The sequence below is a fragment of the Hymenobacter sp. NBH84 genome, assembly GCF_014217645.1.
GTDB lineage: Bacteria > Bacteroidota > Bacteroidia > Cytophagales > Hymenobacteraceae > Hymenobacter > Hymenobacter profundi.
In genome coordinates, this window is sequence record NZ_CP043644.1 from 3,606,615 (window position 1) to 3,624,687 (window position 18,073).

Annotated in this window: 13 protein-coding genes and 1 riboswitch; of the genes, 10 read left to right on the plus strand and 3 right to left on the minus strand. The window is 58.2% G+C overall.

Annotated elements, in window-relative coordinates; all coding sequences use genetic code 11:
* Positions 1–108 precede the first annotated feature (108 nt).
* A riboswitch (SAM riboswitch) is annotated at positions 109–225 on the plus strand.
* Between the two features lie 338 nt (positions 226–563).
* The 3 genes from F1C16_RS15155 to F1C16_RS15165 all read left to right on the plus strand — a co-directional run bounded on the left by F1C16_RS15155 (position 564) and on the right by F1C16_RS15165 (position 4,186).
* Positions 564–1,943: an O-acetylhomoserine aminocarboxypropyltransferase/cysteine synthase family protein gene (locus F1C16_RS15155; RefSeq protein WP_185281462.1), complete on the plus strand. Its 1,380-nt coding sequence runs from the start codon at positions 564–566 to the stop codon at positions 1,941–1,943.
* A gap of 237 nt (positions 1,944–2,180) precedes the next feature.
* Positions 2,181–3,215 carry a homoserine O-acetyltransferase gene (metX, locus tag F1C16_RS15160; protein ID WP_185281463.1) on the plus strand — a complete coding sequence of 345 codons (1,035 nt, stop codon included), beginning with the start codon at positions 2,181–2,183 and terminating at the stop codon, positions 3,213–3,215.
* Positions 3,216–3,283: 68 nt separating this feature from the next.
* On the plus strand, positions 3,284–4,186 hold the full coding sequence (locus F1C16_RS15165; RefSeq protein WP_185281464.1) for an LD-carboxypeptidase: 903 nt from the start codon (positions 3,284–3,286) through the stop codon (positions 4,184–4,186).
* 57 nt (positions 4,187–4,243) lie between these two features.
* Here F1C16_RS15165 and F1C16_RS15170 read toward each other — a convergent pair whose 3' ends face one another.
* The 3 genes from F1C16_RS15170 to F1C16_RS15180 form a co-directional block, all read right to left on the minus strand.
* Positions 4,244–5,266: a M28 family peptidase gene (locus F1C16_RS15170; RefSeq protein WP_185281465.1), complete on the minus strand. Its 1,023-nt coding sequence runs from the start codon at positions 5,264–5,266 to the stop codon at positions 4,244–4,246.
* 107 nt (positions 5,267–5,373) lie between these two features.
* Positions 5,374–6,876: a cysteine--tRNA ligase gene (gene cysS / locus F1C16_RS15175; RefSeq protein ID WP_185281467.1), complete on the minus strand. Its 1,503-nt coding sequence runs from the start codon at positions 6,874–6,876 to the stop codon at positions 5,374–5,376.
* 230 nt (positions 6,877–7,106) lie between these two features.
* The gene (locus tag F1C16_RS15180; RefSeq protein WP_185281468.1) at positions 7,107–8,366 is read right to left on the minus strand and encodes an endonuclease/exonuclease/phosphatase family protein; all 1,260 of its coding nucleotides are present in this window, start codon (positions 8,364–8,366) and stop codon (positions 7,107–7,109) included.
* 63 nt (positions 8,367–8,429) lie between these two features.
* On the opposite strand from F1C16_RS15180, the gene F1C16_RS15185 reads away from it, so the two are divergent.
* From F1C16_RS15185 to infB, 7 genes are all read left to right on the plus strand, one after another.
* Positions 8,430–11,870, plus strand: a complete 3,441-nt coding sequence (locus tag F1C16_RS15185) for a gliding motility-associated C-terminal domain-containing protein (protein WP_185281469.1) — start codon at positions 8,430–8,432, stop codon at positions 11,868–11,870.
* 60 nt (positions 11,871–11,930) lie between these two features.
* Complete coding sequence (locus F1C16_RS15190; RefSeq protein WP_185281470.1) at positions 11,931–12,110, plus strand: hypothetical protein; 180 nt, start codon at positions 11,931–11,933, stop codon at positions 12,108–12,110.
* Positions 12,092–12,502, plus strand: a complete 411-nt coding sequence (locus tag F1C16_RS23060; RefSeq protein ID WP_258048927.1) for a hypothetical protein — start codon at positions 12,092–12,094, stop codon at positions 12,500–12,502. Before F1C16_RS15190 ends, F1C16_RS23060 begins: the two co-directional genes overlap by 19 nt.
* Positions 12,495–12,593 carry a hypothetical protein gene (locus tag F1C16_RS23360; protein ID WP_374940582.1) on the plus strand — a complete coding sequence of 33 codons (99 nt, stop codon included), beginning with the start codon at positions 12,495–12,497 and terminating at the stop codon, positions 12,591–12,593. Before F1C16_RS23060 ends, F1C16_RS23360 begins: the two co-directional genes overlap by 8 nt.
* A gap of 253 nt (positions 12,594–12,846) precedes the next feature.
* The gene (gene rimP, locus F1C16_RS15205) at positions 12,847–13,320 is read left to right on the plus strand and encodes a ribosome maturation factor RimP (protein ID WP_185281473.1); all 474 of its coding nucleotides are present in this window, start codon (positions 12,847–12,849) and stop codon (positions 13,318–13,320) included.
* A 126-nt stretch (positions 13,321–13,446) separates the two neighbouring features.
* Positions 13,447–14,730, plus strand: coding sequence for a transcription termination factor NusA (gene nusA, locus F1C16_RS15210; RefSeq protein WP_185281474.1), 1,284 nt, complete (start codon positions 13,447–13,449; stop codon positions 14,728–14,730).
* A 121-nt stretch (positions 14,731–14,851) separates the two neighbouring features.
* Entirely contained in the window at positions 14,852–17,929 is a 3,078-nt protein-coding gene (infB, locus tag F1C16_RS15215) for a translation initiation factor IF-2 (RefSeq protein ID WP_185281475.1), read from the plus strand.
* Positions 17,930–18,073 lie beyond the last annotated feature (144 nt).

The window sequence follows — 18,073 nt, forward strand, 5'->3', positions numbered from 1 at the left end:
GTCGTGTCGAAAAAATATTTTCGTTAAAGTTTGGATTTTAAAATCCTGCCTTTACATTTGCAACCACCAACCCGGTACTCCCCCAACACGCTGGGGTAGTTTTTTTGAGATTTATACAGAAGTGGCGAGAGAACAGGCTCCGTGACCCACTGGCAACCATCCGCAGAAGCGCGACAGGTGCCAATTCCTGCCCGCTTGGCGTATTGCCGGTGGGAACTATAACCTTGAGTACCACATGTTGCTTTCATCCGACTTCATCCCTACCCACCCGCACACTCCGGCCGCCTCGTCGCGCTCCGAAAGTTTTGCGGGTTCTTGCATTTCGCTGGCTGCTGCGCCGATGCGAATGCGAATGTGTTGGGGTTGTCGGATGTAGCTCTTTGATGCTGCCGTAGCGCGCATCGCTTCTTTTCCTTGCCAGCACGCCACTTGTTGCCCTGCGCACAAGCGGCCCTCTCCTCCGACGCATGCCCTGCTGCGTCCCTGGCCCGGCTCCGACAGCCCCTAGAGTTTCCTAATTCTACTTTTTTCTTCTTCTCTGACTCGTTTTTTTCGTTTTCCATATGTCTACGCAGAACCTCCACTTCGAAACCCTCCAACTCCACGCCGGCCAACAACCCGACCCTACCACGGGTGCCCGTGCCGTACCGTTGTACCAAACTACTTCCTACGTGTTCAAAAACGCGGAGCACGGTGCTAACCTGTTTGCACTGAAGGAGTTTGGCAACATCTACACCCGCCTAATGAACCCCACCACCGACGTGTTTGAGCAGCGCGTGGCGGCTCTGGAAGGCGGGGTAGCGGCTGTGGCAGTAGGCTCGGGCCAGGCGGCGCAGTTCATCGCCCTCAACAACATCTTGCAGGCCGGCGACAACTTCGTGAGCACCACCTACCTCTATGGTGGCACCTACAACCAGTTTAAGGTAGCATTTAAGCGGCTGGGCATTGAAGTGCGTTTCGCCGATGGCGACAAGCCCGAGGAATTTGAGAAGCTGATTGACGACAAAACCAAGGCTATCTACCTGGAAACCATCGGCAACCCCAGCTTCAGTATTCCAGACTTCGAGAAGATTACGGCTATTGCCAAAAAGCACGACCTGCCGGTGGTAGTAGACAACACCTTTGGGGCGGGCGGCTACCTGTTCCGTCCCCTGGAGCACGGCGCGCACATCGTGGTAGAATCGGCCACGAAGTGGATTGGCGGCCACGGCACCAGCGTGGGCGGCGTGATTGTAGACGGCGGCAAGTATGACTTCGGCAACGGCAAGTTCCCGCAGTTCACGGAGCCATCGGATGGCTACCATGGTCTGGTGTTCAACGACGTATTTGGGGTAGGCGGGCCATTTGGCAACATCGCTTTTGCCATTCGGGCACGGGTAGAGGGCCTGCGCGACTTCGGTCCCGCCATCAGCCCCTTCAACTCCTGGCAGCTACTGATTGGCCTGGAAACGCTCTCGTTGCGCGTGGAGCGCACGGTAGAAAACACCCTGAAAATTGCGAACTGGCTGGAGCAGCATCCGCAAGTGGAATCGGTGAACTACCCTGGTCTACAAAGCAGCCCCTACTACCCCCTGGCGCAGAAATACCTGCCCAAAGGCGCAGGCGGCGTGCTTACATTCAGCATCAAAGGCTCGAAGGAAACGGCTACTCAGTTCATCGACAACCTGAAGCTAGTGAGCCACTTGGCCAACGTAGGCGATGCCAAAACGCTCATCATCCAGCCTTCGGCTACCACGCACCAGCAGTTGTCGGAAGCAGAGCAGCTAGCCTCGGGCGTGATGCCTACCTCCCTGCGCCTCTCAGTAGGCATTGAGCACTTTGAAGACATCAAAGGTGACCTGCAACAAGCTTTTGATGCGGTGAAAAACCTCGCTACCCCCGACGAGTCGGAGGAGGCGCTGCAAAAGCCAGCCAAGGAGCACGTGCAGCCGCTGGAAGTATAAGCCTGTCATTTGGAACGCAGTGAGAAATCTGAGTGAAGACCCCAGGTTTTACTCAGATTTCTCACTGCGTTCGAAATGACAATCTAATTGGTCCGGTGCCGACTGGGTTTTGTTTTTGGGGTGGGACTTTTAAACGTTCCCTCGGCACCGGCTCCAATTTGAGGTATATTCTATGCGCAGGAAGTGCGTACCGGGCGCACGATGGCGGCCGGTACCACTGCCTGCTTTTCGCGTTTTATGGAGGATTCAACTCACCTTTTTGTATCACCTGAGCCCTTTCCGCTGGAGAGTGGCACCTCCCTACCCCAGATGCATGTGTCTTACTGCACCTGGGGTACGCTGAATGCCGCTGGCACCAATGTGATATGGGTGTGCCACGCACTCACGGCCAACGCCGACGTGCTGACGTGGTGGCCCGGCTTGTTTGGTGCGGGCTTTTACTACGATCCGGCCGACTGGTTTATCGTGTGCGCCAATGTGCTGGGCTCCTGCTACGGCTCCACGGGGCCACTCACGCCAGCCGCGCCCGGCGCACCGGCGCCCTACCAGGCGTTTCCCCTGGTCACCATCCGCGACCAGGTGGCCGCCCACGAGTTGTTGTGCCAGCACCTGGGCATCACACAAATTCACACGCTGATAGGTGGCTCGCTAGGCGGGCAACAAGCCTTGGAGTGGGCCGTGCAGCAGCCTGCTTTATTCGAGCATTTGGTGGTGCTGGCTACCAGCGCCCAGCATTCGCCCTGGGGCATTGCCTTCAACGAAGCCCAACGCATGGCCATTCTGGCTGACCCTACCTACCACGCGGCCACACCCGACGGCGGCCAGGCTGGCTTGCAAGCAGCTCGGGCCGTAGCGCTCCTCAGCTACCGCACCTACGATGCCTACGGCCAAACGCAGCAGGAAGACACCGACGAGAAGCTCACTGATTTCCGCGCCAGCGCCTACCAGCGCTACCAGGGCCAAAAGCTCGCGGCTCGTTTCGATGCGTATTCTTACGTAACGCTATCGAGGGCTATGGACTCGCACAATTTGGGTAGGGAACGAGGAGGCGCAGCAGAAGCACTGGCCCGCATCCGGGCGCATACGCTGGTTCTGGGTATTTCTTCCGATGTGCTGTTTCCGCCCAGCGAGCAGCAATTCCTAGCGCAGCACATTCTCGGCGCCACCTACGCCGAAATGGACTCCTGCTACGGGCACGATGGCTTTTTGATTGAGGTAGAGCAGATTGCGCACCACTTGGCGCAGTTCTATGCTACTGCGCTAGCCCAGTAGCTACACTTGCTCACCTATATAAGTAGTGTGTTTGTTGAGTAGGTTTGCGCCGAACAAGCTGCTACGTTATGCCTACCCTCCCTCCGACCCTCCGACCCGGCGACCGGGTTGCCATTGTTTGCACCGCCCGCAAAGCCTCGCACGAAGAGCTTGTCGCCGCCGTTGCTACCCTCACTGTATGGGGCCTAGAGGTAGTACTGGGTGCGTCCACCAACGTAGCGCAGCATCAGTTTGGCGGCTCCGATGAGGTACGCCGGCAGGATTTGCAGCAAATGCTGGACCGCTCCGATATCCGCGCGATTCTGGTGGCGCGGGGTGGCTACGGCACCACCCGCATCCTCGACCAGGTAGACTTTTCTGGCTTCGCTGCCAACCCTAAATGGGTAGCCGGCTTCAGCGACATCACGGCCCTCAACTGTCATTTGCTGGCCCTGGGTCACGCCAGCATCCACGGCGTCATGCCGCTGCTGTTTCACCAGGCGGGCGGCGAGGCATCATTGGAAAGCCTGCGACAGGTGCTGTTTGGGGAGCCGGTTTCGTATGCTGTGCCGGCGCACCCGCTCAATCGCATAGGCACGGCCGAAGGTGAACTGGTAGGCGGCAACCTTAGCCTACTCCAAACAATCACCGGCACTGCTTCCGATGTGTCTACGGCCGGGCGCATCTTATTTTTGGAAGACGTAGAAGAATATCTCTACAGCATCGACCGGATGCTGGTGCACCTCGACCGCACCGACAAGCTGCGTAACCTGGCGGGGCTAGTGGCCGGTCATTTCTCGGCCCCACAGGACAATACAGTGCCTTTCGGGCAAACGCCGGAGGAAATTATTGCCACCTACGCCAGCAAGTATGAGTTTCCGGTAGCATACGGTTTTCCGGTAGGCCACGAGCCCGAGAATATGGCGCTGGTGGTGGGCCGCCGGGCACGGTTGGTAGTAGGTGAGGACGGTACACAACTACAGTACTTATAAAAGCAAAGGGCCACCGCGTTGTAACGCGGTGGCCCTTTGCTTTTATAGATAACTTGTTTACTCTCCGTAAATCGTCGTCAGCACCGTTTGGCCCACGGCTTTGAGCGTGCGCTTGTCGATGATGTCCATGTTATCGAGGGTGGTGTGGTGGTAGGCGGGGAAGTACTCGTCGCCAACGGGTAGGTGGTCGATGATGTCGATGGTGCGCACGCCGGCCTGGTTGGTGTACACGTGGTCGTCGTCAATGCCGGGCGCACTCTGGAACAGGAAATAATCGGAGTAGCCGAGGTTGGAGGCGTTGTTCCACACCTTGTCTACCACGTCCTTGGCATTCTGTACCGACAGTTCCTCGCGGCTGAATTTGGCATTCTGGGCGCCTACCATATCCAGCAAAATCCCGAAGCTGGGGTTGTAGTTGGCCGGCACTTTGTTTTTGGCCCAATACTGTGAGCCCAAGCACCAGCTGTCGGTGCCGTCGGTAATACGGTTTTTCAACTCGCCTTGGGTTGATTCGTCGTAACCGTAGTCTTCGGAGTCAAACAGGATGAAGTCGATGCCCACGTTGGGCTCCAGGCTATCGGGCTGCATGCTGAGCTGGCGGGCCATTTCCAAGGCAATGCCCACGCCGCTGGCGCCGTCGCTGGCCCCATCGAGCGGGGCGTTTTTGTTCTCTTTGTCTTTATCAGCAAACGGGCGCGTGTCCCAGTGGGCAAACACCGCCACGCGCCGCCCCGCCTGCGGGTTGAACTGCGCAATGATGTTGCGGCTGCGCAGCATCTTACCATCAAACGCCATCGCCTCAAACGGCTGCTCGCGCACACTTAGCCCAAAGCTTTTAAACTTGTCTACAATCCAGTTGCCGGTGGCTACGTGGGCCTTGGAGTTGGGCACACGCGGCCCAAACGCTACCTGCTTAGCTGTGTAGGCATAGGCCGAGTCGGCGTTGAAAGCGGGGGCTTTGGGTAGGGCAGGCGTTTCGGGTGCGGTGGCGGTGGTTTCGGCCTGGTTGTCTTTCTTACAACCCGTTACGAGCAGCAGCAACGCCAGCGCAGGAGCCAGCCAGGAGAATTTTTGGGTCATTTTATTGAAATAAATAGCGCGCTAAGAACGTCATTCCTCGACAAGCCCAGAATGACGGTCAGACGAAGTGATTTTCTACGTCAAAACGTATTGCGTTAACGACAAACCTACTCTTCGCTGTACGCCCAATCAACACCTGCTTTGGTGTCTTTCACCACAATGCCCTGCTCTTTAAGCGCGGCCCGGATTTCGTCCACTTTTGCGTAGTCTTTGGCAGCTTTGGCTTCTTGGTAGAAGTGCAGCGTGAGGTGCAGCAGTTGCTCGGCGTCGGCGCGAGGCTCGTCGGCCAGGCCCAGAATGTCGGTCACCAACGCACGGTAGGCAGCGGTAGTTTCCTGCAACGCAGCCTCGCTCACGTTGGCGAGGGTAGCCAGATTGGCTCCGTAGCCGTTCAGCTTGCGCAGCAGGTTGAACAGGCTGGCCACGCAGCGGGCCGTGTTCAGGTCGTCGTTGAGGCCCACGAAGCAGTCGGCCGTCAGCTTGCGCAGCTCAGCATCGGCCTTTTCAGTGTCGGGGGCGCGCTCGGTACCTTCGGGTAGGGCCAGCTTGTCGAGTAGGCGCAGGCCGTTCATGAGCTTACGGTAGCCTTTGCGGGCGGCTTGCAAGCCTTCCTCCGTCACATCTATGGGCGAGCGGTAGTGGGCTTGCAGCAGGAAGAAGCGCACCACCATGGGCGAAAACACCTGCGACAGCGCCTCGGTGGTGCCGGCAAACAAGTCGGTGAGGGTGATGAAGTTGCCCGTCGACTTGCTCATCTTCGTGCCGTTCACCGTAATCATGTTGTTGTGCATCCATACCTGCGACTCGTCGGTGTGCGAGTGACTGGCTTGGCTCTGGGCAATTTCGCACTCGTGGTGCGGAAACATCAGGTCCAGTCCACCGCCGTGGATGTCGAACTCCTTGCCCAGGTACTTGCGGCTCATGGCCGAGCACTCCAGGTGCCAGCCCGGAAAGCCTTCGCCCCAGGGTGAGGGCCAGCGCATAATGTGCTCGGGCGACGCGTTTTTCCACAACGCAAAGTCCAGCGGGGAGCGTTTCTCGCTCTGGCCCGCCAAGTTGTCGCGGGTGCCGGCCAACAGCTCGTCGATGTTGCGGTTGGAGAGCTTGCCGTAGTTGTGGCTCTCGTTGTAGGTAGGCACATCGAAATACACTGAGCCGTTCACCTCGTAGGCAAAGCCGTTGGCGATGATTTCCTCGATCATCGTGATTTGCTCGGTGATGTGGCCAGAGGCACGAGGCTCGATGTCGGGCGGCAAGTTGCCCAACTGCGCCATGTGGTGGTGGTAGCGGTGGGCGTAGGTTTCGGCCACTTGCATGGGCTCCAGCTGCTGGGCGCGGGCCTTCTTTGCCAGTTTGTCCTCACCCTCGTCGGCGTCGCTTTCGAGGTGGCCTACGTCGGTGATGTTGCGCACGTAGCGCACGGTGTAGCCAAGGTAGCGCAGGTAGCGCGTCAGCACATCAAACACCACCGGGCCACGGGCATTGCCTAGGTGCGCCTCGCTGTAGACGGTAGGGCCGCACAGATACACACCCACAAACGGCGCGTGTAGAGGTTCGAACGGGGCCTTGCGGCGCGTGAGGGTATTGTAGAGGGAAAGCGGGTGCTCCATGAAGGCAAAGGTAAATCGCAGATATTGCTGATTCAGCGGCTTGCACTGATTTTGTGTGCGGCCGTCAGACAAACAATTAGCGAGTAAGAACAGCTAACTAGTTCGAGGCCGTTTCGTTTCCGGCGTCCTGTTTTTTCTTGTTTTATGACGCAACTAAGTACAAAAGTCAGTTTGCGTAGTATAAAGTCGAAGCTCAACAGTATATAAAGTTCAATTGCCAGTACATAACACTACTTTGCCGGTGTTGACACGTGCAAACGGTAGCGCGCCGTGAGTGGAAAATGGTCGGAATACGGAATTTCGCGGTGCACCTGCACGTCGTCGATGGTCCACTCATCGCTCACAAATTGATTGTCGATGCGCACGAAGGGTATGCGGCCGTTGTAGGTGGCCCCTACCCCGTTGCCGATGCTGGCCCAGGCGTTTTGGTAGCGGTCGGCTAGTTGGTCGTAGCTGTAGCTATAGGGCAGGTCGTTAAGGTCGGCGCAGAGTAGTAGTGGGTAGGGGCTACGGTCGAATCGGCGCGTGAGCGAGTCGATCTGCACGCTGCGCGCCACCATGCCGCGCCGGAACCGCGCCAGCAGCCCACGGCCTTTCTGCTTGAACCCGGCCTTGCTGGAGTAGCTGTCCACAATGTCGCGCTCCTCCATGCTCATGCTTTGCAGGTGAAAGTTGAACACCCGCACTGTGTCGCCGGAGGGTAGACGTAGGTCGGCAAACATGGCGTGGTTCTGCGTGAGCTTGCCAAAGGAAATGGTGCCGCGGTTGACAATCGGGAACCGCGAGAAAATGGCTAACCCAAATTCCGCTCCTATACTGTTTGTCAATGATTTCGACACGAACACTTCCCTACCCTGCGCCGGCCCAATGCGTCGTACAGCATTGAACACGTCGCCATCCTGAGTGGCTTTGGGCTCGTTGTAGAACTCTTGCAGGCAGATGATATCGGCCGGGTTAGTGGCAACCCACTCAATTAGCCGGCGAGAGGAAGTGAGGCCCGCATCGCGTAGCTGTGGGTATACATTGAAAATGCGCACGTTGGCGCTGAGCACTCGCACCAGCTGGCCAGGCGCGCTGGTAGGCGGCACCACGTGCAAGGGGTGCAGGGCCAGCCCCCGCTGAAAATGCGGCCACGTGAGCACCGCCACCAACAGCGGCAACGCTGCTACCCGCCAGCTACGCAGCAGCCAGTAGAACAGGGCGCCCACGTTGAAGCCCAACGCCACCGGCAGGGTAAGAGCGCCAAACGCCGCAGGCCAGAACGTGCGGGCCGGCACTTGCATGCAGGCAATGGCCACCAGCACCCACAGGATGATGAGCAGGGTAGACTTAAAAGCAAAGGAACGACGCACAGGCACTACGGCGTGGCACAGGCCACGAAAATCGGCGGAAAAGCAGGCCTGCGCCGGCAACGCGGGTCCGCTGGCAAAGGTAGGATTTCGGGGCGGATTGGCGACAGCGGAAGCACTACAAGCCTGATCTTTTGGCAACTTTGGCAGGGCAGGAAACAGTTTTTTGTCCGTACATTACCTGCGTTTTTACTTTATCCGCCTATGCTTATTTCTACCCTACGCACTGGCTTGTGCGCTTTGATTACTAGTTTGATTACCAGCACCCTACCGGCGTTTGCGTCTGCTACGCCGGATGCGCGCACGCTGGAGTTTGTGGAGAACCGCGGGCAGTGGAACGACCAAGCCGCTTTTGCGGCCGAGCTACCCGCTGGCCGCCTGTTTCTGAGCCCTACCCGCTTCACCTACGCCTTCGTAGACCCGGCGGTCCTGCGCGCCCACCACGACCACGTGGCGGCGGAAATCACCGACCAAGTACGCGCGCATGCTTACAGCGTGGAGTTTGTGGGAGCCAACCCCGATGCCGTGCTGCAAGGAGAAGAGCCCACTGCCGGGCAGCGCAACTATTTCCTGGGCAACCAGGAAGAGCGTTGGGCCAGCGCCGCGCAGGGCTACCACACGGTACGCTACGACAAGCTTTACCCTGGCATTGGGATGCGACTGTATGAAAACAGCCGGCAGCTACTGGAGTACGATTTCACGGTGCAGCCCGGCGCCCAGCCCGAGCAAATCACCCTGCGCTACGACGGTGCCCAGCTGCGCCTCGACCACGGCAACCTGGTAATTACCACCAGCGTGGGCCACGTAACGGAGCAGGCACCGCAGGCCTGGCAGGAGCGTAACGGCCGGCGGGTGGCCGTACCAGTGGCCTTTGTGCTCACCGGCAACACGCTCACGTTTCAGCTGGGCAAGTACGACCACCGCCTGCCGCTTGTCATCGACCCTACCCTGGAATTTTCGTCGTTCACCGGCTCCACGGCCGACAACTGGGGCTTCACGGCTACCTACGATGCCCAGGGCAACATGTATTCGGGCGGTACGGTATTCGCCCTCGGCTTCCCAGTGTCGCGTGGGGCGTACAGCACCAGCTGGAGCGGCAACACCGACATTGGCATCATTAAATACAATACCAAGGCGAGCGGCACCGCCGCCCGGCTATACGCCACTTACATAGGAGGTAGCGGCGCCGAGGTGCCGCAGAGCCTAGTAGTGAATCCGCAGGGTGAGCTGGTGATACTGGGTTCTACTAGTTCCGGCAATTACCCAACCAGCGCCGGCGCCTACGACCGCACCTACAACGGCGGCACCACCTTCACCCCCGATCCGGGCCTGGACTACCCCGGCGGTTCCGACATCATCATCAGCAAGCTCAGCGCCAACGGCAGCGCCCTGATGGCCTCTACCTACCTGGGCAGCTCCGCCAACGACGGCATCCTGGAGCGCATTGGTGATGACCTGGTGCAGAACTACGGCGACCAGTTTCGAGGCGATGTCACCACCGATGCCGAGGGCAATGTATACCTGGCTTCTTCCACTACTGGCAACAACTTTCCGGCCACGGGCTTCCAGCGCCGTATGGGGGGCGGTATTTCCGATGCGGTTATCTGCAAGTTCTCGGCTGATCTGCGCACGCTGGCGTGGAGTACGTATTTGGGCGGTGCCGGCAACGACGCGGCCTACTCCATTCAAGTAGATAAAGCGCACGAAGTCTTTATTTGCGGTGGTACTGTCAGCAGCAACCTGCCCGGCACCACCGGCAGCTACCGCCCTACCCGCCAAGGTGGCATCGATGGGTTTGCGGCCCGCATCAGCGCCGATGGCGCTACTTTGGAGCACCTCACCTACCTGGGTACCAGCGCCACCGACCAAGCGTATTTTTTGCAGCTTGATGGGGATGAGAACGTCTATATTCTGGGTCAGACACGTGGCCGGATGACGGCTACCGCGGGCGTGTATGGCGTCCCGAACGGCCATCAGTTTGTGCAGAAGCTCGACCACAACCTCACGCGCAGCGAATACATCAGCACCTTCGGCTCGGGCGCCGCCGACCCCAACATTTCGCCCACGGCTTTTCTGGTAGACGAGTGTGAGCGGATTTATATCAGCGGTTGGGGCGGCAACACCAACTACAGCGGCAACACCAACAGCCTGCCCACTACGGCCAACGCCATTCAAAAAGAAACCGACGGCTCCGACTTCTACCTGGCCCAGTTTACGCCGGGCATGGTGCGGCTGGAGTACGCTACCTTCTTTGGTGGCACCGGCCGCTCTGGGGAACACGTGGATGGTGGTACCTCGCGCTTCGATAAGCGGGGCGTGGTGTACCAGGCTGTGTGCGGTGGTTGCGGGGGCAATTCCAGTTTCCCTATACCACCTGGCGCCAGCACGTATTCCAGCACCAACCGCAGCAGCAACTGCAACAATGCCGCGTTCAAGATTGACTTCCTGCCGGTGCGCTCCAACCCCGGCCCGGTGCGCTACGTGTGCGCCAGCGCGTCTCCTATGACGTTGGGCGGCACGCCCGCCGGTGGCACTTGGAGCGGCCCCGGCGTGACCCGAACCGCTTCGGGCTCCTACCAATTCTCGCCGGCCAACCTGAGTGCAGGCTCCTACTTCCTTACCTACTCCGCCCCCGTTACGGGCACCTGCGTGAGCAGCACCACCGTGCGCTACGTGATAACGGGTACGTTGCCCGTTGCTCTTACAGCCATGCCTACCCTATGCGTCAGCAGCACGGCGGCCCTACCCCTTGCGGCCGCCGTAGCCGGTGGCACCTGGAGTGGTCCTGGCGTTGCAAACAACAGTTTCACCCCCAGCCGGGCTGGTGCGGGCACGCACACGCTCACGTATTCGCTCGCCGACACGGTGAGCTGCACGGTGTCTACGATGGCCGTCACGGTGCAGCCGCTCCCTATCATTACCACCAACCCAGTCATCACGCTCTGCGCCGATCAGCCGCAAGCCTTTCAGCTGCCGGCGGCTTCTCCGGCCGGGGGCACGTGGTCCGGTACGGGCGTGTCGTCTAGCGGCATGTTCACGCCACCCGATACCAAGGGCAAAGGCGCTAATATCACGCTCACCTACCGCTACGCTACCCTTGATGGCTGCGAAAACACCGGCACCCAACAGGTAGTGCTAGCCCCCGTTTCTGCCTCCAACGTGGTCCTGAACGTACCCGAATGCACCGCCGCCCCACAGTACGCGGGGCTAGCCCCGTTCACCGTGCAGTTTGAGCCGGTACTACCCGGCGGCAGCTATGAGTGGGACTTCGGCGACAACACGAAATCCACCGACGCCAACCCCAGCCACGAGTACACCAAAGGCGGCAGCTACCGCGTGCAGCTAACGGCCCGCTACGCCAATTGCGTGGTCGTGACGCAATTTGCCCCCGTGGAGGTAGGCGACGTGTTCGTGCCTAATATTTTTACGCCCAACCACGACACCAAAAACGAAACCTTTGTGCCGCGCTTCAGCTGCCAGCCAGCCGCACTGAAAATGTTCAACCGCTGGGGCACGAAAGTGTATGAAACCGAGACGTACCGCAACGACTGGCACGCCGACAATCTGCCGGATGGGGTGTACTATTATCACCTCCGCGACACGGCCGGCCGCACGGTTAAAGGTTGGGTAGAAGTCAGACGTTGAGTATGTTGCGAGGATAATCAATCCTGCTTCTATCTTGGCGGTACTTCTACTACCTTTTTTATGTTTTTAAAAAGAATGGTCGTCTGCGTGCTTGTGGGCTGGCTCTCTATGGCTGCGGCACTGGCGGCGCAACCAACAAAAAGTTTAGATTTTATTGAGAATCGTGGGCAGTGGGATTCTCGTGTCCGCTATGCTGCCAACCTGCACCAGGGCGGCTATTTTTGGAGAGCGACGGACTAACGTACGCCTTGTTTGCCCGCAACCCGCTGGCGCACGCGCACGACGACTCCAAGCTTACTGCTCAGCGCCCTACCCTCGCTCCCACGGCTGCCACCGACCAACTCGCCGCGCACGCCCTGCACGTGCGTTTTGCCGGCGCCAACGCGCAAGTACAGCTCCGCGGCGAGGAGGCAACTGGCGAAGTACGCAACTACCTCCACGGCGCCGACCCTACCCACTGGGCCAGCAAGGTTCCTAGCTTCCGGCAGGTACGCTACCAGCAACTGTGGTCGGGCATAGATGCGCATTTCTACGAAAACGCCCAGCAGCAGCTGGAATACGACTTTCGAGGTAACAGCCAGTTGCCCACCGCAGCTGCAAGTTTTCTCACGCTGGGGAGCCAAAGTGTATGAGTCGGCGGCCTACCAGAACGATTGGGACGGCGGCATTCAGCCCGATGGTATCTACTACTATTTATCTACTACTATTTGCTGCGACTGGTAGATGGTCGTGCGATCAAGGGATGGGTGGAAATACGTAGGTAGACTGCCCCAGCAGAGAGTTACACAACATGAACTAAGTGGCCCTAACATAGTGTTACGCTATTATAGTACTGCTACTCTTCTCTACCATGCAACAGTAAGAGGGCCACAGGTTGCGAATTGCATTCTTATTTCGTACCTTTGCCCTACTTATTAGCTATCGTGAAGAGGGGACGCGCAGTCCCCTCTTTCTTTTGCCCCCTGTTTTTCTGCCTATGAAGTTTGATCGTGACCGCATTGCCGAGCTGTTGCAAGCCAGCCTGCCCGATGACGCCAACCTGTTTGTGGTAGGCCTGACGGTATCGGATGCCATTCGGCCCAAAGTCACCGTCACGCTGGATGGCGAACAAGGAGTAGGGATTGACGAATGCGCGCAGGTGAGCCGCCGGCTGGCCCGCCGCATCGAAGAGGAGTACGGTGAGGAAGCCAGCTATACGCTGGAAGTCACCTCGCCTGGCGCCGACCAACCCCTCACCGACCCACGCCAATACACCCGGCACGTGGGCCGCTCCTTGGATCTGAAGCTCACCGATGGCACCGAGAAAACTGGTGTATTGGAAGAAACCACCCCCGAGGGCATTCAGCTGGCGGAGGTAGTGAAAGAAAAGAACAAAAAGAAAACCCTACCCGCCGCGCACATTCCGTTTGCGGATATTGCGGAGGCCAAAGTGGTTATTTCGTTTAAATAACTGGTTAATAGTTAAGTACTGACAGGTTGAATTGCTGAATGGTTGTTTGCTCTAGCTGAACTCACCGACCGTTTATCATTCAATAAGCAGCCATTTAACAATTCAACAATTTAATCTTCAAATTCGATGAACAGCAACGTCCTGATCGAATCGTTTGCCGAGTTTGCCCGATCCAAGAACATCGACCGCCCCACGATGATGAGCATCCTGGAGGACGTGTTCCGTACCATGATCCGCAAGAAGTATACGACCGACGAGAACTTCGACGTCATTATCAACGTGGACCAGGGCGACTTGGAAATCTGGCGCAACCGGGAAATTGTAGACGATAACTCCGAGGATATCTGGGATTTCGACAAGATTCCGTTGGCCGAAGCCCGCAAGATTGAGGCTGACTTTGAGGTAGGCGAGGAAGTAGCCGAAGATGTGAAGCTCGAGGATTTCGGTCGTCGTGCTGTGCTGATGGCCCGTCAGACGCTGATTCAACGCGTGAAAGACTTGGAGCGTGACAATCTCTACCAGCAATACAAAGACATGGTGGGTGAAATTATCACCGGCGAGGTCTACCAGGTTTGGAGCCGCGAGGCCCTGATTCTGGATAAAGAAGAAAACGAGTTGGTATTGCCCAAAGTAGAGCAGATCCCCAAGGACCGCTACCGCAAAGGTGACACTATCCGGGCCGTAGTGCACCGCGTGGATGTACTAAACGGTACGCCCAAGATCATCCTGTCGCGGGCAGCACCGGCGTTCCTGGAGCGCTTGTTTGAGTTGGAAGTGCCTGAGATTTATGATGGCCTTATCACCATCAAGAACATCGTGCGCGAGCCTGGCGAGCGGGCCAAGGTAGCTGTTGAAAGCTACGATGACCGTATCGACCCAGTAGGTGCTTGCGTGGGCATGAAAGGCTCGCGTATTCACGCCGTGGTGCGGGAGCTGGAAAACGAAAATATCGACGTCATCAACTACACCGACAACCTGGAGCTATACATCGCCCGGGCTTTGTCGCCCGCGAAGTTGACTTCGATGAAAATAAACGAACAAACTGGTCGGGTTTCGGTGTTCTTGAAGCCAGATCAAGTGAGTCTGGCCATTGGCCGGGGCGGTGCCAACATCAAGTTGGCTTCGCGGCTGGTGGGCATGGAAATCGACGTGTTCCGCGACGCGGGCGATTACGAAGAGGACATTGCCCTCGACGAGTTCCGCGACGAAATTGAGGAGTGGATCCTCAATGAATTCAAGAAAATCGGTCTCGATACTGGCCGCGCCGTATTAGCGGTCAGCAAAGAGGATATCGTACGGCGCACGGAGCTGGAGGAGGAAACGGTACAAGATGTTTTCCGCATCATCCGCCAGGAATTTGAAGCCGACGAAGAGCAAACAGAACCAACCATTTCCGACGACGCGCAATGAGGGCGCGGCGGCCGGTACGGCAAAGACGCTAAATCACGCCAGTGGCGCGACTTAGCGTCGGCTGACAAGATTTAATATAGTAACTTTGCAACTGGATAAGAGTATCGTTCGCGAGCATAGAATGGCGGAAGCAGCAACCAAACGGCTGAATCAGGCGGCCAAAGACCTGAACGTCGGAATTTCCACGATTGTGGACTTTCTGTCGGAAAAAGGCATTGATATCGATAATAAACCGACCACGAAATTGACGGCCGAGCAAGTACGCATGCTCAATAAGGCCTTTGAATCGTCGGTGCAGGATAAAATCGAGGCGGCCAAGCTCAGCCAGGCCAAGCGCCAGACGGAGCAAGAAACCGTCCAGCCCAAACCCGAGCCAGCTCCGGCTCCTAAGGCCAGCGAGCAACCCGCCGCGCCCAAACCCGCTGAGCAGCCTGCTCCCGCAGCGGCTGTACCGGTGGCTGCTACACCATCGGCTCCTGCTGCTCCCGCCCAGCCCGAAGCACCCCGCGTGCCTGGGCTAAAGGTGTTGGGTAAGATTGAGCTGGATGCCAAGGGTCGCCCCGTGCCACCCCGACCTGCTGCGCCGACACCTGCTCCCGCCGCCGCTACGCCGGTCCCAGCCCCGGCTTCCAAGCCGACAGCTGCTCTTGCACCAGCGCCAGCACAATCCGCCCAGGAAAAAACACCGGCCGCTCCGCAGCCAGCACCAGTTCCTGTAGCGGCTGCGCCTACTCCCGCTCCGGCGACACCGGCATCGGCACCGGCACCAGTAGCAACTACGCCAACGCGTCCAGTTGCTCCGGCTCCAACTCCGACACCCGCGGCACCTACTGCTACCCCTGCTCCGGTTCCACCCGCGGCCCCGGCTGCGCCAGCGGCTACGGTTACTCCTGCTGCTTCAGCAAAAGCTCCGGAAACGCCCCCCGCAGCTCCAACGGCTCCAGCCGAGGAAGATTCAACCATCGTAGCGAAGGCCGATCAGTTGAAAGGCCTCACGGTACTGGGCAAAATTGAGCTACCCGTAGACTCATCGCGACGCGGTGGCCGGCGGCCTGTGGCTTCATCTGATGTGCGGAAAAGCGGCATCGGTGCGGACAAAAAGAAGCGGCAGCGCATTCCTACCCCTGGTGGTGGAACTGTCGGGCAGAATCAGCCCGGCCAGCAAGGCCAACAAGGAGGCAACCGCACCGGTGGAGGTCGTCCCGATCAACAGCGCGGCAACAACCGTCCTGGCCAAGGTAACCGCAATCAGCCAGCTCGTCCGGCCGTAGCCAATACGCCCGAGCAGAACGATAAGCAGATTCAGGAGCAGATTAAAGCAACCCTGGCGAAGCTTAGCGGCAACAGCAACAATAACAGCCGCGGTAACCGCGCCAAATACCGCCGCGACAAGCGGGCCGGTGTGGCCGAAGCTACCGAGTTGCAGCGTCAGCAAAACGAGCTGGACTCGAAGACACTGAAAGTTACCGAGTTCATCTCGGCCAACGACCTAGCCTCGCTGATGGACGCGTCGGTTAACGACGTAATTAAGGTGTGCCTGAGCATGGGCATGTTCGTATCCATCAACCAGCGTCTCGACGCGGAAGCCATTACCGTTATTGCCGACGAGTTCGGTTATGACGTGGAATTCCTGTCGGCGGAGGAAGAGGAGACCGAGATGGAGATTGTGGACGATCCGGAAGACCTCCGCGACCGTGCTCCGATTGTTACCATCATGGGTCACGTCGACCATGGCAAGACGTCGCTACTGGACTATATCCGCGATGCGAGTGTAGCCAAGGGCGAAGCCGGTGGTATCACCCAGCACATTGGTGCCTATGAGGTGAAAACGCAGTCGGGCAAGCCAGTTACGTTCCTTGATACGCCGGGTCACGAAGCCTTTACGGCCATGCGTGCCCGCGGTGCCAAGGTAACGGACATCGCCATCATCGTGGTAGCTGCCGACGATTCGGTGATGCCGCAGACGAAGGAAGCTATCAACCACGCCCAGGCGGCAGGTGTACCGATCATCATCGCGCTCAACAAGATTGACAAGCCCGGCGCCAATCCCGAGAAAGTACGGGAGGAGCTGTCAGCTATCAATATCTTGGTAGAAGAATGGGGTGGTAAGTACCAGTCGCAGGAAGTATCGGCCAAAACCGGTATCGGTATCGACGATCTGCTGGAGAAAGTACTGCTCGAAGCGGAACTGCTGGAATTGAAAGCCAACCCTGACCGTAATGCTGTGGGTACGGTTATCGAAGCCTCGCTGGACAAAGGCCGTGGCTACGTAACCACCGTGCTGGTGCAAACCGGTACGTTGCAGGTAGGCGACATCGTGCTGGCCGGTCCGCACTACGGCCGCGTGAAGGCCATGACGGACCACCGCGGCAAGAAGATGAAAAAAGCTGGCCCAGCTACTCCGGTGCAGGTGCTTGGTCTGACTGGTGCCCCGCAAGCTGGTGACAAAATTGTAGTGATGGACACAGAGCGCGACGCTCGTGAACTAGCTACGCAGCGTCAGCAACTGGCTCGCGAGCAGAGCATGCGTACCAAGAAGCATATCACGCTGGATGAGATTGGTCGTCGTTTGGCTATCGGTTCGTTTAAAGAACTGAACGTGATTGTGAAAGGCGACGTGGACGGCTCGGTGGAAGCACTGGCCGACTCCCTGCTGAAACTCAGCACGCCGGAGGTAGCCGTGAATATCCTGAACAAAGGGGTAGGCGCGATTTCCGAATCGGACGTGTTGCTGGCATCGGCTTCCGACGCTATCATCATCGGCTTCCAGGTGCGGCCCTCGCAGAGTGCCCGCCGCTTGGCCGAGCAGGAGCAGATCGATATCCGTCTGTACTCTATCATCTACAATGCCATCAACGAGGTGAAGGATGCCATGGAAGGCATGCTGGCCCCAACGGTGCAGGAGGTGACGGTAGCTACGCTGGAAGTACGTCAGGTGTTCAACATCACCAAGGTAGGCACTATTGCCGGCTGTATGGTGACGGAAGGCTCTGTCAACCGGAACACCAGAGTGCGCGTGGTGCGCGACGGCATCGTGCAGTATACTGGCGACGTGCAGGCCCTGAAACGCTTCAAAGACGACGTGTCGGAAGTGCGCCAAGGCTACGAGTGCGGTATCAGCATCAAAGGCTACAATGATTTGCAAGAAGGCGACATCATTGAAGGCTTCGAGGAGAAGGAAATCAAGCGGACGCTGTAAGCAGCCGCTGGAATTTTCAGCAAACGCGAAACGCCCCTGGTTCCTTAAGAGCCGGGGGCGTTTCGCGTTTAGCTTCTCCTGAGCAAAAAGAAAGCAACAGTTTGTGGTCACTTACTCGTTGAACAGCTAGTATCAGTAACAACT

Bases quoted from the DNA above. Each gene is read 5' to 3' on its own strand.
- F1C16_RS15170 (WP_185281465.1), bottom strand. From the start codon at position 5,266: ATGACCCAAAAATTCTCCTGGCTGGCTCCTGCGCTGGCGTTGCTGCTG.
- rimP (WP_185281473.1), top strand. From the start codon at position 12,847: ATGAAGTTTGATCGTGACCGCATTGCCGAGCTGTTGCAAGCCAGCCTG.
- F1C16_RS15155 (WP_185281462.1), top strand. From the start codon at position 564: ATGTCTACGCAGAACCTCCACTTCGAAACCCTCCAACTCCACGCCGGC.
- cysS (WP_185281467.1), bottom strand. From the start codon at position 6,876: ATGGAGCACCCGCTTTCCCTCTACAATACCCTCACGCGCCGCAAGGCC.
- F1C16_RS15165 (WP_185281464.1), top strand. From the start codon at position 3,284: ATGCCTACCCTCCCTCCGACCCTCCGACCCGGCGACCGGGTTGCCATT.
- nusA (WP_185281474.1), top strand. From the start codon at position 13,447: ATGAACAGCAACGTCCTGATCGAATCGTTTGCCGAGTTTGCCCGATCC.
- F1C16_RS15190 (WP_185281470.1), top strand. From the start codon at position 11,931: ATGTTTTTAAAAAGAATGGTCGTCTGCGTGCTTGTGGGCTGGCTCTCT.
- metX (WP_185281463.1), top strand. From the start codon at position 2,181: ATGGAGGATTCAACTCACCTTTTTGTATCACCTGAGCCCTTTCCGCTG.
- infB (WP_185281475.1), top strand. From the start codon at position 14,852: ATGGCGGAAGCAGCAACCAAACGGCTGAATCAGGCGGCCAAAGACCTG.
- F1C16_RS15185 (WP_185281469.1), top strand. From the start codon at position 8,430: ATGCTTATTTCTACCCTACGCACTGGCTTGTGCGCTTTGATTACTAGT.